Source organism: Lentzea chajnantorensis (genome assembly GCF_054300775.1).
In genome coordinates this window covers 8,451,127-8,465,555 of record NZ_JBSDZT010000002.1, presented here as the reverse complement: position 1 = coordinate 8,465,555, position 14,429 = coordinate 8,451,127, and the positions used below count along the sequence as shown (strand labels likewise).

Sequence of the window (14,429 nt, the reverse complement as noted above, 5' to 3'; positions counted from 1 at the left end):
CACGGGGGTCACCTTACGTGTGACCTGCGCTACGCCGCTGGCCACGGGCCATGGCCCACCCGAGTGGAGCTGATCGGCTGCGTCTAATATCCGGGGAGTTTCCCGAACGACTGGTCCCACCAAGGCCTGGAGGCACCGTGACGGCCGTAGCCCCGCAGCCGATCGCAACGCGTCCTTTTCCGACGCGCACTGCGGTCAAGGGGTCCTTCCTGCTGCGGATGTTCCGCACCACGGACCACAAGCAAATCGGCATCATGTACCTGGTCACCTCGTTCGCCTTCTTCATGGTCGGCGGCGCGATGGCCATGCTGATGCGGACCGAGCTGGCTAGGCCCGGCATGCAGTTCCTCTCGCAGGAGCAGTTCAACCAGCTCTTCACGATGCACGGCACCGTGATGCTGCTGCTGTACGCGACGCCGATCGTGTTCGGCTTCGCGAACTTCGTCCTCCCGCTGCAGATCGGTTCGCCCGACGTGGCGTTCCCGCGGTTGAACGCGTTCTCGTACTGGCTGTACCTCTTCGGCGGCCTGATCGTGATGTCGGGCTTCATCACCCCCGGTGGTGCCGCCGACTTCGGCTGGTTCGCGTACACGCCGCTGAGCAACGCCATCCACTCGCCCGGTGTCGGCGCCGACCTGTGGATCGCCGGTCTGGTGATCGGTGGTCTCGGCACGATCCTCGGCGCGGTGAACATGATCACCACCGTGGTCTGCCTGCGCGCGCCCGGCATGACGATGTTCCGGATGCCGATCTTCACCTGGAACATCCTGGTGACGTCGGTGCTGGTGCTGCTCGCGTTCCCGATCCTCACCGCGGCGCTGCTCGGCCTGCTGGCCGACCGCCACCTCGGTGCCCACGTGTTCGACACCGCCAACGGCGGCGTGATCCTGTGGCAGCACCTGTTCTGGTTCTTCGGCCACCCCGAGGTCTACATCGTCGCGCTGCCGTTCTTCGGCATCGTGTCGGAGATCTTCCCGGTGTTCAGCCGCAAGCCGATCTTCGGTTACAACGGCCTGGTCTACGCGACGCTCGGCATCGCCGCCCTGTCGGTGGCCGTGTGGGCGCACCACATGTACGCGACCGGCGCCGTGCTGCTGCCGTTCTTCGCCTTCATGACGTTCCTCATCGCGGTCCCGACCGGTGTGAAGTTCTTCAACTGGATCGGCACGATGTGGAAGGGCCAGCTGACGTTCGAGACGCCCATGCTGTTCAGCATCGGCTTCATCGTCACGTTCCTCTTCGGTGGTCTCTCCGGCATCCTGCTGGCCGCGCCCGCGATCGACTTCCACGTGTCCGACACGTACTTCGTCGTGGCGCACTTCCACTACGTGCTCTACGGCACGATCGTCTTCGCGACCTTCGCGGGCATCTACTTCTGGTTCCCGAAGATCACCGGTCGCTTCATGGACGAGCCGCTGGGCAAGCTGCACTTCTGGACGACGTTCCTCGGCTTCCACGCGACGTTCCTCGTCCAGCACTGGCTGGGCAACGAGGGCATGCCGCGCCGGTACGCCGACTACCTGGCGTCCGACGGCTTCACCACGCTCAACATGATCTCCACGATCGGCGCCTACATCCTGGGCGCGTCGACGCTGCCGTTCATCTGGAACGTCTTCAAGTCGTACCGGTACGGCGAGGTCGTGACCGTGGACGACCCGTGGGGCTACGGCAACTCGCTGGAGTGGGCGACCTCGTCCCCGCCGCCGCGGCACAACTTCACCGAGCTGCCCCGTATCCGTTCGGAGCGCCCGGCGTTCGAGCTGCACTACCCGCACATGGTGGAGCGCATCCGCAACGAGGGTCACGTGACCTTCACCGGCAAGGCGATCCGGCACGAGGACGCGCCGCCCGCCCTGTCGGAGCTGGCGGCCTCCGCGCTGAAGTCGGGGACGGCCTCCGAGAAGGACGACTCCGACCACAAGTAACCTGCACGTCACAGGTTCAACGACGAGCCCCGGCCGCCGCGTGCGGCCGGGGCTCGTCGCGTACTACGCGTGCTGCGAGGAGACGACGACGTGAAAACGCCCGTGCTGATCACCGTGACCGGTCCCGACAAGCCCGGTGTCTCCTCGGTGCTGTTCGCCGTGCTGACCAGGCACGGGGTCGAGGTGCTCGACGTCGAGCAGGTCGTGATCCGGGGCCGGCTGGTGCTGGGTGCGCTGGTGTCGACCGACCACGACCCGGAGGGCCTGCAGGAGGCCGTCGAGCAGGCCATGGCGACCGTCTCGATGCAGGTGGAGATCGAGGTCGGCGCCGACTCGAAGCGCAGCGCGCGCCTGGAGTCCTCGCACGTGCTGATCGTCCTGGGCCGCCCGGTGACCGCCAAGGCGTTCACCGAGGTCGCCCGCCGGCTCGCCTCGCTGGGCGTCAACATCGACGCGATCCGCGGTGTGGCCGACTACCCCGTCACCGGTCTCGAACTGCGCGTGTCCGTCGCGGACGACACGCTGGAGAACGACTCGGAGCTGCGGTCGGCGCTCGCGGACGTCTCCGTGCGGGTCGGCCTCGACATCGCGGTCGAACGGGCCGGGCTCACCCGGCGGGCGAAGCGGCTCGTCGTGTTCGACGTCGACTCCACGCTGATCCAGGGCGAGGTGATCGAGATGCTGGCCGCGCACGTCGGGTGCGAGGAGCAGGTCCGCGAAATCACCGAGGCCGCGATGCGCGGCGAGCTCGACTTCGCCGAGTCGCTGCGGCGGCGGGTGGCGCTGCTGGAGGGCCTCGACGCGACGGTGCTGGACGAGGTCGGGGCGTCGCTGGAGCTGCACGGCCGGTGCCCGCACGACGATCCGGACGCTCAAGCGCCTCGGCTTCTACTGCGGTGTGGTGTCCGGCGGGTTCACGTCGGTGATCACCGGCCTCGCGGACGAGCTGCAGCTGGACTTCTGCGCGGCGAACACGCTGGAGGTCGTCGACGGCAAGCTGACCGGCAAGGTCGTCGGCGAGATCGTCGACCGGCCGGGCAAGGCCGTGGCGCTGCGCCGGTTCGCCGAGGAGGCCGGCGTGTCGCTGGCCCAGTGCGTGGCGGTCGGTGACGGTGCGAACGACATCGACATGCTGAACGCGGCGGGCCTGGGCATCGCGTTCAACGCCAAGCCCGCGTTGCGCGAGGTGGCCGACACGGCGCTGTCGCACCCGTTCCTGGACGCCGTGCTGTTCATCCTGGGCGTCACCCGCGCCGAGGTGGAGGCCGCGGACGCCGCGGACGGCCTGGAGTCGACCCGGCTGTGACGATCCTCGACCTGATCGCCTCCCGGAACTACGCCGAGGAGTCGGAAGTCCGCGCGATGCCGATGGTCATGCGCATCGAACGCGTCGACCCGCCGGGCCGCACCGCGTTGCTGGAGGCCGCGGCCGCGTCGGCGGTCGCGGTGTGCCTCGACCCGCGTGCCGACGAGGGCGGGGAGTGGCACGAGGCCGTGCGGGCGTGGGTGGCCGGGCGGATCCGGAAGGTGTCGCGGCGGGCTCGTGGCGTGCAGTGGGAGGCCGTGCAGGCGCTGCCGGGCGTGACGGTCACCGTGGAGGGCGCGTCGGTCCGCTCGCTGCTGCCGGTGCTGGTCTCCGAGACGCCCCGCGAGGTCGCCAAGCTGCAGATCTCCGGGTCGGACCTGCCCCTCGACGAGCCGGGTGCGGTGCCCGAGGGGGCCCACGTGCTGTACACGAACCCTCGCGTGGAGATGTCCGCCGGCAAGCTCGCGGCCCAGGTCGGCCACGCGTCGATGCTGCTCGCACCGCACCTGTCCGGCGACGAGCTGAAGGCGTGGGCGGCGATCGACTACCGCTGCGCCGTGCGCACGCCGTCGGTGGCCGAGTGGGACGCGCTGGTGCACAGCGCGGACGTCGTGGCGGTGCGGGACGCCGGTTTCACCGAGGTGGAGCCGGGGACGACAACTGTGATCGCACCTCTGGGCTGACATTTCGGGTTAGAACCGCGTAATTCGGGTAAATCCACGTTCTGTGGGCCTACTCGACGTGCTCGACTCCAGGCTGGGTGACGGCCTGGAGAACCTGCTGTGCTCGCACCACACGCGCAGGCTCCGCCGGCTCGGCTGGGGCGAGGTGCTGGACGGCGACGGCGCCGGGTGGTTCACCCCGCGCCGTCCGGTCCAGCACGGCAACAAGATCCAGGTCCTCGTCGACGGCGCCGAGGCGTTCCCCGCCATCGCCGAGGCCATCGAGAACGCCCAGAAGTACGTGCACATCGCGAACTGGCACGCCTCGCCTGACTTCCGGCTGACCCGTGAGCCGGGTGCGCCGCAGCTGCGCGAGCTGCTGGCCGCCGCCGCGGAACGGGTGCCGGTGCGGGTGCTGCTGTGGGCGGGACCGCCGGTGCCGTTCTTCGAGCCGACCCGCAAACGCGCGGAGGCCGCGAAGCACGCGTTCCTGGAGTGCGGTGCGGTCCGGTGCGAGCTGGACGCGCGTGAGCGGACGCTGCACTGCCACCACGAGAAGGTCGTGATCGTCGACGACGTGGCGTTCGTCGGCGGCCTCGACATGACCGCGGTGGAGGGCGACCGGCACGACTCGCCCGAGCACCCGCCGCGCGACCTCGGCTGGCACGACCACATCGCGAAGGTCTCCGGCCCGGCCGTGTCCGAGGTGGCCGCCCACTTCGCCGCCCGGTGGCTGGAGATCGCGGGGGAGACCCTGCCCGCGCCCGAGGTGCCACCGGAGGCGGGCTCGTCGTCGGTGCAGCTGGTGCGGACGATCCCCGAGGGCACCTACGACTTCGCGCCGCACGGCGACTTCACGCTGCTCGACTCGTACCTGCGGGCGTTCCGCGCGGCCAAGTCGCTGATCTACATCGAGAACCAGTTCCTGTGGTCGCCCGAGATCACCGAGGTGCTGCTGGAGAAGCTGAGCAACCCGCCGTCGGACGAGTTCCGGATGGTGCTGCTGCTGCCGCAGAAGCCCAGCAACGGCGCCGACACCACCCGCGGGCAGCTGGGCAGGCTGCTCGACGCCGACCCCGAGGGCGGCCGGCTGATCGCCGCGACCCTCGTCTCCCACGGCGATGCACCGGTGTACGTGCACGCCAAGTTGTCCATTGTGGACGACGAGTGGCTGTCGATCGGCTCGGCGAACCTGAACGAGCACTCGCTGTTCAACGACACCGAGGTGAACGTCGTGACCGACGACGCCGAGGTGGCCCGCTCGACCCGGCTGCGGCTGTGGGCGGAGCACCTGGACGCCGACGTGTCCGGGCCCGCGCACGAGGTCGTGGACGAGATCTGGCGCCCGGCGCTGAAGCGGCCGTCACGGGTGATGCCGCTGCCCGGGGTGTCGCGACGGGCTGGAAGACTGCAAGGGCCGTTGCGCGGATTGCTGGTCGACGGCTGATCTCCGGGTCTAGCGTGGCCTGCGTGGCCAACGAGGTGACGATCCCGCTGCTGCCGTGCGCCTCTATCGACGAGGTGGCCGAGTTCTACGTGATGCTCGGGTTCACGATCACGCACCGGCAGTACCGGCCGACGCCCTACCTGTCGGTGCGGCGCGAGGACGTCCAGCTCCACTTCTTCGGCATCCGCGGCTTCGACCCGGCCACGTCGTACAGCTCGTGCCTGGTGCAGGTGGAGGACACGCGTGAGGTGTTCGACGCGTTCGCCCACGGCATGCGGGCGGTGTACGGGAAGGTGCTGTCGTCCGGCATCCCGCGGATGACCCGGCCCCGGCGCGACGGGTTCCTCGTGGTCGACCCCGGCGGCAACTGGATCCGCGTCGTGCCGGCGGTGGAGGAGAGCGAGCCCGCGCGCAACGGGCTGGCGCGGGCGCTGCACAGCGCGGAGACGCTGGCCGGGTCGCACGGGGCGGAACGGCAGGCGTTGCGCATCCTCGAAGGGGCGCTGGCCCGCGAGCGGGACGCATCGGAGGACGACCTGGCGTCGGCGCTGGAGTTCCGCGAAGAGCTGCTTGAACGGCTTAATCTACATAGGTAGTATTACTGGCGTGGAGCCACTGCGCCGCATCGGCAAGGCCACGGTGGACGTGCTGGAGGTGCTGCTCGGCGCCTCCGGACCCCGCTGGGGCCTGGAGATCATCAAGCTGACCGGGCGGCCGTCGGGCAGCGTGTACCCGTTGCTGGACCGGTTGGAGCGGGCCGGCTGGGTGACGTCGTCGTGGGAGGACGACGACACGCGCAAGGGGCCGCGGCGGCGGATGTACGTGCTGACGCCCGACGGTGCGGCGGAGGCTCGTCGCGTGGTCGCGGCGCGTGCTCCGGAACCGCGTTTCGTGCCGAGGACGGCGCAATGAGAGTCGCGTTGTTGTTGGTGCGCCTTGCGGCTGCCGTTGTGGGCGATGAGCGCTATCGCGAGCAATGGGAAGCGGACGTTGCCGGTGCGCGCGAACTCGGCATGTCGCCGGTGCGCGTGGCGTTCGGGGCTTTGCTCGCTGTTGTCGTCATGCCGTCGAAGGGAGCTGTTGTGGCTGGGATCGGACCGTTGGGGATGGCGTTGCGGCACGCGCAGACGCCGCGTGGCCGTGTGCTGGCGATCGCGGTGGTGTCGGCGTTGTTCGTGCTGGCCGGCGTGGTCATGCTGTTCGCATGAGCAAATAGCTCGGTGTCGTTTCGGCGGGACCGGGCTTAGCTTCGGGCGGTGGCGAACGAACTGACGATTCCACTTCTGCCCTGTCCCTCTATCGACGAGATCGCGCCGTTCTACGAGATGCTCGGGTTCGAGATCACGTACCGGCAGACGAAGCCGAACCCCTATGTGGCGTTGCGGCGCGAAGACATCAACCTGCACTTCTTCGGCATGGACGGCTACGACCCGGAGCAGTCGTACAGCACGTGCGTGGTCATCGTGCCGGACATCAACGAGTTGTTCGAAGCGTTCGCGGCGGGAATGCGTGCCGTGCACGGAAAACTGCTCATCTCCGGCATCCCGCGGATGACCCGGCCCCGGCTGCGCAACGACCGGTACACCGGGTTCGCCGTCGTCGACCCCGGCGGCAACTGGATCCGGATCAGCACGCCCGGCACCGCACCCGAGGCACGGACCGCGCTGGCCAGGGCGATGGAGAACGCCGCACGCCAGGGGGACGCGCGCGGAGATGAGCGCCAGGCGTTGAAGATCCTGGAGGGTGCGCTGAAGCGGGCCTCCGCCGACGATCCGGAACGGGCGGCGGCGGAGGCCTACCGCGACGAGCTGGTCGAGCGCGTCACCGGGTCTGCGCCGCGTCCAGGCGCTGGAGAGCGGCCCTGACCACGTCCGGGTCGTAGGTCGTCCAGAACGGAGGCAGCGAGGCGCGCAGGAAGCCGCCGTAACGGGCGGTGGCGAGGCGCGGGTCGAGGATCGCGACCACGCCCTTGTCCGACATCGACCGCAGCAGGCGGCCGGCGCCCTGGGCGAGCAGCAGGGCCGCGTGCGTCGCCGCGACCGTCAGGAAGCCGTTGCCTCCACGGGAGTTGACGGCTTTCTGGCGTGCGGAGGCCAGCGGGTCGTCCGGGCGCGGGAACGGGATGCGGTCCATGATCACCAGCTGCAGGCTCGGCCCCGGCACGTCCACGCCCTGCCACAGCGACAGCGTGCCGAACAGGCACGTGCGCTCGTCCTCTGCGAACTTCTTCACCAGCAGGCCGGTCGCGTCGTCGCCCTGGCAGAGGATCGGGTACTCGATCTTGTCCCGCAACGCCTCCGCAGCCGCCTTGGCCGCCCGCGTCGAGGAGAACAGCCCCAGCGCGCGACCGCCGGCGGCGTTCACCAGCCCCTCGATCTCGTCGAGGTACTCCTTCGGCAGCCCGTCCCGCCCCGGCTGCGGCAGGTGCCGTGCCACGTAGAGGATGCCGCTCGACCGGTGCTCGAACGGCGACCCGACGTCGAGACCGCTCCACTTCGGACCGTCGACGTCCCTGACCTCCTTGTCGGTGGCCGCACCCTCGATCTTGCGGACCTGCTCCGACGGCGGCAGCCCCCACTGCCGCGCCATCGCGTCGAACGCGCCGCCCAGCGTGAGCGTCGCCGACGTGAGAACCGTGGTGCGCTTGCCGAACAACCGCTCCCGCAACAGCCCGCCGACCCCGAGCGGGGCGACGCGCAACGCCGGCGTCTTCTGGTTGAAGTCGCCCGACACCCACACCACGTCGCGCTCCTCGCCGAACGCGTCGAGGATGCGCACCGCGCAGTCGTGGACCTCCTCCAGCAACGACATCGCGAGCTTGCGGTCCGTGGCGCCGTCCACGTCCTCCTTGCGCTCCGGCCCGAGCGACGACATGCACATGTGCGCCGCGTCCCTGGTCGCCGCCAGCGCACCGGCCAAGGCCCGCGGCAGCTCGTCCAGCCGGCCGGCGGGCAGGTCCTCCAGGATCATCGCGAGCCCGTCGCTCGCCTCCGCCAGCCGGTCGGCGACGTCCTGGTCGATCAGCCGCCCGCAGCGCCGTGCCGCGATCGAGATCGACGCCCCGGTGAGCTCCTCCGTGGCCACCGACGTGACCCGGTCGACCAGGTCGTGCGCCTCGTCGATCACCACCACGTCGTGCTCCGGCAGCACCTGGTAGCCCTCAAGGGCGTCGATGGCGAGCATCGCGTGGTTCGTGACCACGACATCGGCCTTGCCGGCCTGCGCCCGTGCCCGTTCGGCGAAGCAGTCGGACCCGATCGGGCACTTCGACACCCCGAGGCACTCCCTGGCCGTGACGCTCACCTGCCGCCACGCGTGCTCGCTGACACCGGGCACCAGCTCGTCCCGGTCGCCCGTCTCGGTGTCCGACGACCACTCGTGCAGCCGCTTCACCTCACGCCCGAGCTTCGACACGGCGAACGGGTCGAACAGCGCGTCCTCCGGCTCCTCCGGCGCGCCGTTGTGCACCCGGTGCATGCACAGGTAGTTCCGCCGCCCCTTGAGGATGGCGTACGTGGGCTCGCGCCCCAGCTCCTTCTTCAACGCCTTCGCGAGCCGCGGCAGGTCCCGGTCCACCAGCTGCCGCTGCAACGCGATCGTGGCCGTCGACACCACCACGGTCTCGCTCTCGGCGACCGCGTGCCGGATGCTCGGCACCAGGTAGGCGAGCGACTTGCCGGTGCCGGTCCCCGCCTGCACGGCCAGGTGCTCACCGGTGCGGATGGAGCGGTCGACGGCCTCGGCCATCTCCACCTGACCGGGGCGCTCGGCGCCGCCGACGGCGTGGACGGCGGTTTCCAGCAGGCTCAGGGTGGGGGGAACTTCAGGCACGGGGAAGACCGTACCCGCCACCCCTGACACTCCTGCTCCACCCGCATCTGCGAGTACCGCCAACTCAACATCAACAGGCACTTTTCCACTACCGACTGGGTCAGTCGCCGCCTCCGCCGCCGCAACCGCCGCCGCAGCTGCTGCCGCCGTCGCTGCTGCTGCTGCTGCAACTGCTCGACGAGCAACCGCCGCCGCAGCTGCTGCCGCCGTCCGACGACTTGGTCCGCGCACCCACCACGGCCGGGGTGAGCCCGAACAACGCCGCCTGCCCGCCCAGACCGGCCACGGCGACCGCGCGCAGGCGGTAGTGCGGGGTGTGGCGTTCGGGACTGCGCGCGGACGACACCTGGGCTTCGGCGCGGCGCACGATCCGCATCGCCGCCCGTGTGCGCAGGCGGCCGGGGTCACGGGCACCGAGCACGGCGGCCAGCGCGATCAGGGCCACCGCCGCGGGGAAGTACGCCCAGCCCGGCACGGTCACCGGCACGAACGACAGCACGTCCGGTGCCACGAACGACACGACGCCCGCACCGATCAGGGCGAAGCCCAGCAGGAACAGCCACGGGTACAGGCGCGGGCGCAGGGAACGGCGGGCGCGCAGCAGACCGCGGTCCACCAGGTGGGCGCGCAGGCCTGCGGCCTCCTGGCTCTCGGCCACCGCGGACAGCAGGTCCGGCAGGTAGCGGCCGGAGCGGCGGAGCTCGCCGAGGACGCGGGCCTCCAGCGGGGTGGCGGCGCCGTGGCGGGAGGTGGCCGTGGCGAAGCCTTCACGGGACAGGCGCAGCTGGCCCGCGTCGGCGAGGCGGGCGACGGCGACCTCGGCGGCGCGGCGGGGGCCGCCGGCGAGGCAGGCGAGTTCCTCGGGGGTGGTCTGCACTGGGGGATCTCCGTGAGCAGGGGACGTCACGGAGTTCTCGACGGGCCGGGGCACGGTGTTACGCCGGTCACCGAACGAGGTCAGGCGGTCACGTCGGCGAGGACGCGGTCACCCAGGCCGAGTGCCGCCGCGAGGTGGTCCGGCGTCAGCACGACGGCGGCGTCCCGGCGAGCCTCGACCAGGTCCAGGAGCAACGGGCCGAGGTCGGGCCACTGCTCGGCGGCCAGGACGCCGGCGCGGGACTTGCTGACGATCTCACCCGTGCGGATGGTGTGCCACAGGCGCGCGGGACCCAGACCGACCCACAGCACGGCCTCGCGGAACACCGGGATGCGCTGGTCGACGGTCCTCAGCGCGGCACGACCGGCGTCGAGCTGAGGCTTCCAGTACGACACGAGGTTCGCACGGCAGTACGCCGCCACCTCAGCAGCAGTGACCGGGCATGCGGGCCGTGTGCCGCGCACGGTCTGACCGACGGTCCGCAACTGTTGCCACAGCACGGGCGTGACTTCGCCGAAAAGAGGCGTCACCGAAGAAACGGGACGAGAGAGGTCGCCCGCCATCACCACGGAAACGTCCACACCGTCCACGGCGGGCACATCAGCAGCAGCGGCGAGCTCGACGACGACGTCCAGATCGGAGTCGAACACCACGTCGTCCAGCACGCGCGAGCCGTGAAGATGCGCGCCTGCCACAAGACCGGGCAGGCGCGCATCCAGCAGGTCCAGGTACTCCCCGGGCGTCACCACCCGGTCCACGCTACCGGCGGCGGACGAGGGCCCAGGCGCCCGGCAGCAGACCGGCGGCCAGTGCGACCTTCAGCAGGTCACCGAGCAGGAACGGCAGCACGCCCACCGACAGCGCCTTCACGAAGCCCATGCCGGTCATCGCCATCAGCCACGGCACGCCGACCGCGTAGATCGCGAGGTTGCCCAGCACCATCGTGCCGGCCGTGCGCACCGGCGTGCGGTCACCACCGCGGGCGGCGAGCGCGCCGACCAGGGCACCGGCGAACACGAAGCCCACCACGTAGCCCAGCGACACCGGGACGCCGGACGAACCGCCCTGGAACCACGGCACACCGGCGACACCGGCGATCAGGTACAGCAGCATCGAGATCGCGCCGCGCTGCCAGCCCAGCGCGGCACCGACCAGCAGCGCGGCGAACGTCTGACCGGTCAGCGGCACCGGGCTGCCCGGGATCGGCAGCGCCACCTGCGCGGCGAGACCGGTGAGGGCGGCACCGGCCACCACGAGGGTGAGGTCGCGGGCGAGTGCGCCCGGGACGAAGTCGGCGAGCACGGTGCGACGGGGCGCGAGTGCGAGAGCGGCCACGAGCGTTCCCTCCCAGGCGGAATGGCAAGAGGGCCTGAGATTAACCAGGGGAACTCGAGAACGTCTTTGTCTGATCTGCACAAAGTGACCGGTCACACATCGAGTGCGACCTTGCCGCCCACGCGTTCGGTGTTGCGCCTGGTCTTCGCCCATCCGTTGTGGCCTCGGGCCAGCCTGACCACCGCGCGCCACGACGTGATGTAGAAGGTGTAGATGTACAACGCGTAACCGAACCCGTACCCGATGGACCTCCAGAAACCCACGGGCTCGCAACGCGCGCGGTACACCGGTCCCCACAGCACGAACGGCAACAGCCCGAACGCGCCGTACACGGTGAACAGGACCCACGCGCCGTCGAAGAACCAGAACACGACCTCCGACGGCGACACGGCGAACCGGTAGGCCATGAGCGCCACCGGGATCGGGTAGATCAGCGTGCCGAGCAGCTGCATCCACGGCTGGGCGAGGTAGTACGTCATCTCGGCAGCGCCCAGCGTGGTCAGGTGGTCGGAGTCCCAGATGCGCCGCAGGTAGCGCGTGCACTGCATCGTCCCCTGACCCCACCGGGTGCGTTGCGCGAGGAACCGGCGCAACGAGTACAGCGCCTCCTGGTTCACGTGCGTGTCGAGCGTGAACCCGGTGTGCCAGCCCTCGGTCAGCAGGTGCACGCCGAGCTCGAAGTCCTCCAGCAGCGACCCGCGCCACGGGCTGCCCGCCGGTCCGGCGATCGAGTCCAAAGCGGACAGTCGCGTGGCCTGTCCGTTGCCGCCCATGGAGATCGTGCCGGTCGCGCCGCGCGAGAGCTGGATCGCCGCGATGGCCGTGCGGAACTCCAGGTCCTGCATGCGCACCAGCCCGGCGCCGAACGCGCGCCGCCACCGCGACACCCCCGGCTGGCGCTGGCCCACGTTGATCATCCGCACGTCCACCTGCACCGCGCCGATCCGCGGGTTGCCGAAGAGGTGCTGGGCCGCGCACACCTCCAGGAAGTTCGGTGCCGGCCGGCCGTCCGCGTCGACCACGACGATGATCGCGCTCTCGGTGTCCGCGCGCCGGCCCATCCACAGCTTCACCGTGCGGTAGGCGTCGTTCAACGCGTTGCCCTTGCCGGTGCGCGCGTACGGGCGTTGGCGTTGCACGAGATGGATGTTCGGGTCGCGAACGCCACCGTTGCGCTTCAACGCGCGCACGACTCCCGCGGTGCGGTCGTCGGAGTCGTCGTCGATGACCCACACGTGCGCGATGGGGAACGTCCCGCGCAGATAGCGGATCGTGTCACCGATGACGGCCTCTTCGTCACGGCACGGCACGAAGAAGTGCCACTCCAACGACGACGGCTCACCGACGGGCGCGGGCTTGCGCCGCAGGTACGGCACCACGATCACGAACACGTACGTCACGAAGGCGACGCTCATGGTCAGGGCGAGCGCCTGCGTGAACCCGAGGACGAGGTCGAGACTCACTTCCGCGTCGCCAGCCACACGAATGCGACGAGTGCCGCCGCGCCACCGAACACGCTCACCATCGACCCCAGCAGCGTGTGCCCCCAGTAGTAGCCGGTGTCCACGCCCAGCCAGTCCACCAGCCCCACCAGCGTGAGCACCCGGAACTGGTTGACCACCACGACCGCCAGCGCGGCCACGCCCAGCGCGACCAGCACGCGCGACTGGACCCGCGGCCGCAGCGCGATCATCACCGCGCCCACGACCACCAGCGGCAGCACCAGGAACGCCGACGTGCACTCGGGCGTCATGCGCAGGCCCAGCGGCGTGTCCGAGCCCAGTCCGAAGTAGACGGTCTGGCGGTCGGCGACGACCTCCACGCCGTAGGAGCTGACGGCGCTCAGCACCGCACCGGACAGCGAGATCTCCACCGTGCGGTAGAGGCGGTGCGCGAACACGAGTCCGGCGGCGAGTGCGAGCAGGACGACCACCGTCACCCGGCTCGGGAATGCGGCGCGGCGCAGGGCAAGCGTCACCCGAGAATCCTTTCCACCGATGAGGGAGCGCCCAGACGGGCTACTTGACCTTCCATCGGTTGACGGAACGTCAGCCCTCATCCCCGGATCGAGTGATGCCGTGACCGGAAATTGATCAAAAGTCCCACGATCCGTGGCACCGACTGGGCGAGTCGAGTGATCATGTCGCCCGATACGGGGAGTAACCCTCAGTTCCCCCGGAATAACGCCGATGCCGGTAACTGCCCCCGGAAAGCGTGAACCAGCTTGGTTCGAACGCGCCCTGGGGCCGGAGGAATGACGGAGGGAGTTTCATGCGTTTCCGACTGACGGGACTGGCCGGAGTTGCTGCCATCGCAGCACTTCTGGCCGGTGCCGCACCCGCTTCGGCCGCTCCGGGGGACGCCTCGGCCCACGGCGCGAAGCTCACCGTGACCCTGCTCGGCAGCCCGGCGGTCAACGCCGAGCCGTTCGCCGCCGCCAGCGCGAACGGGCCGACGCAGAACACGTTCCTGGGCGTCGACCTCACCGGCATCCTCAAGACCGGTGTGATCAACGCTTCCGCGTCGCGCGACGAGAGGTCCGGCGGCGTGTCCTCGCGGGCGAGCACCGCGGACGTCCGGGTCGACCTGCTGTCCGGGGTCACCGGCAAGGTCTCCGCCGAGCTGGTGGAGGCGGAGTGCGCGGCCACCCAGAAGGGCCTGGCCGGCAAGGCGAAGCTCACGGGCGTCGACCTGGGCGAGCTCGGCCAGGTCAACGCCGACCCGGCGCCGAACACCGTGCTCGACGTCGCGCTCGCCGGGGTCAAGGTCGCCGAGGTGGTCTTCAACGAGCAGCTGAAGAACGCCGACGGCAGCCTCACGGTCAACGCGATCCACATCAGGCTGCTGCAGGGCGTGCTCGGCTCGATCGGCACCGGTGACGTGATCATCTCGTCCGCCACCTGCGGCCCCGCCGGCCTGCCCATCCCGATGGCGTCGGGCGCCGGCCTGTGGATCGGCCTCGGCCTGCTCGGTGTCGTCGCCGTCCCGGTCGCGTTCGTGGCGCTGCGCAGGCGCGCGTCGCTCACCGCGGTCTAGGAGAGCGGCC

14 protein-coding genes and 1 pseudogene are annotated in these 14,429 nt (G+C 70.2%); 9 read left to right on the top strand and 6 right to left on the bottom strand.

Translation table 11 applies throughout. The annotated features are described in order from the left end of the window. The first annotated feature begins 137 nt into the window (after positions 1-137). From ctaD to ACVDFE_RS40460, 8 genes and pseudogenes are all read left to right on the top strand, one after another. On the top strand, positions 138-1,925 hold the full coding sequence (gene ctaD, locus ACVDFE_RS40495; RefSeq protein ID WP_360398163.1) for an aa3-type cytochrome oxidase subunit I: 1,788 nt from the start codon (positions 138-140) through the stop codon (positions 1,923-1,925). Between the two features lie 90 nt (positions 1,926-2,015). Next, a pseudogene (gene serB / locus ACVDFE_RS40490) lies at positions 2,016-3,231 on the top strand (phosphoserine phosphatase SerB). Between the two features lie 56 nt (positions 3,232-3,287). Beyond that, complete coding sequence (locus tag ACVDFE_RS40485) at positions 3,288-3,914, top strand: peptidyl-tRNA hydrolase (protein ID WP_458434475.1); 627 nt, start codon at positions 3,288-3,290, stop codon at positions 3,912-3,914. A 43-nt stretch (positions 3,915-3,957) separates the two neighbouring features. Further along, positions 3,958-5,340, top strand: coding sequence for a phospholipase D-like domain-containing protein (locus ACVDFE_RS40480; RefSeq protein ID WP_458434122.1), 1,383 nt, complete (start codon positions 3,958-3,960; stop codon positions 5,338-5,340). A 23-nt stretch (positions 5,341-5,363) separates the two neighbouring features. Beyond that, a complete protein-coding gene (locus ACVDFE_RS40475; RefSeq protein WP_458434121.1) occupies positions 5,364-5,936 on the top strand; it encodes a hypothetical protein in 573 nt (190 codons plus the stop codon). A 10-nt stretch (positions 5,937-5,946) separates the two neighbouring features. Continuing rightward, positions 5,947-6,252, top strand: coding sequence for a PadR family transcriptional regulator (locus ACVDFE_RS40470; RefSeq protein ID WP_360398171.1), 306 nt, complete (start codon positions 5,947-5,949; stop codon positions 6,250-6,252). Next, positions 6,249-6,548 (top strand): hypothetical protein, encoded by a 300-nt coding sequence (locus ACVDFE_RS40465; protein ID WP_360398173.1) that lies wholly within the window; start codon positions 6,249-6,251, stop codon positions 6,546-6,548. Before ACVDFE_RS40470 ends, ACVDFE_RS40465 begins: the two co-directional genes overlap by 4 nt. Before the next feature lie 48 nt (positions 6,549-6,596). Continuing rightward, entirely contained in the window at positions 6,597-7,205 is a 609-nt protein-coding gene (locus ACVDFE_RS40460) for a hypothetical protein (RefSeq protein ID WP_458434120.1), read from the top strand. Here the strand turns inward: ACVDFE_RS40460 and ACVDFE_RS40455 are convergent. From ACVDFE_RS40455 to xrtP, 6 genes are all read right to left on the bottom strand, one after another. Further along, positions 7,162-9,171, bottom strand: a complete 2,010-nt coding sequence (locus tag ACVDFE_RS40455; RefSeq protein WP_360398177.1) for an ATP-dependent DNA helicase — start codon at positions 9,169-9,171, stop codon at positions 7,162-7,164. The two genes, ACVDFE_RS40460 and ACVDFE_RS40455, sit on opposite strands and share 44 nt — an antisense overlap. 100 nt (positions 9,172-9,271) lie before the next feature. Continuing rightward, positions 9,272-10,078: a TIGR04222 domain-containing membrane protein gene (locus ACVDFE_RS40450; protein WP_458434118.1), complete on the bottom strand. Its 807-nt coding sequence runs from the start codon at positions 10,076-10,078 to the stop codon at positions 9,272-9,274. 50 nt (positions 10,079-10,128) lie between these two features. Then, on the bottom strand, positions 10,129-10,797 hold the full coding sequence (locus tag ACVDFE_RS40445) for a hypothetical protein (protein WP_360398181.1): 669 nt from the start codon (positions 10,795-10,797) through the stop codon (positions 10,129-10,131). Between the two features lie 10 nt (positions 10,798-10,807). Continuing rightward, positions 10,808-11,383 (bottom strand): biotin transporter BioY, encoded by a 576-nt coding sequence (locus ACVDFE_RS40440; protein WP_360398183.1) that lies wholly within the window; start codon positions 11,381-11,383, stop codon positions 10,808-10,810. A gap of 92 nt (positions 11,384-11,475) precedes the next feature. Beyond that, positions 11,476-12,798 carry a glycosyltransferase gene (locus ACVDFE_RS40435; protein WP_458434474.1) on the bottom strand — a complete coding sequence of 441 codons (1,323 nt, stop codon included), beginning with the start codon at positions 12,796-12,798 and terminating at the stop codon, positions 11,476-11,478. 44 nt (positions 12,799-12,842) lie between these two features. Further along, positions 12,843-13,361 (bottom strand): exosortase P, encoded by a 519-nt coding sequence (gene xrtP / locus ACVDFE_RS40430; protein WP_458434116.1) that lies wholly within the window; start codon positions 13,359-13,361, stop codon positions 12,843-12,845. 293 nt (positions 13,362-13,654) lie between these two features. On the opposite strand from xrtP, the gene ACVDFE_RS40425 reads away from it, so the two are divergent. After that, on the top strand, positions 13,655-14,419 hold the full coding sequence (locus tag ACVDFE_RS40425; protein ID WP_458434115.1) for a choice-of-anchor P family protein: 765 nt from the start codon (positions 13,655-13,657) through the stop codon (positions 14,417-14,419). Positions 14,420-14,429 lie beyond the last annotated feature (10 nt).

Coding starts and splice junctions, on each gene's coding strand:
- ACVDFE_RS40485 (WP_458434475.1), top strand. CDS start 3,288: ATGCCGATGGTCATGCGCATCGAACGCGTCGACCCGCCGGGCCGCACC.
- ACVDFE_RS40465 (WP_360398173.1), top strand. CDS start 6,249: ATGAGAGTCGCGTTGTTGTTGGTGCGCCTTGCGGCTGCCGTTGTGGGC.
- ACVDFE_RS40425 (WP_458434115.1), top strand. CDS start 13,655: ATGCGTTTCCGACTGACGGGACTGGCCGGAGTTGCTGCCATCGCAGCA.
- ACVDFE_RS40435 (WP_458434474.1), bottom strand. CDS start 12,798: ATGAGCGTCGCCTTCGTGACGTACGTGTTCGTGATCGTGGTGCCGTAC.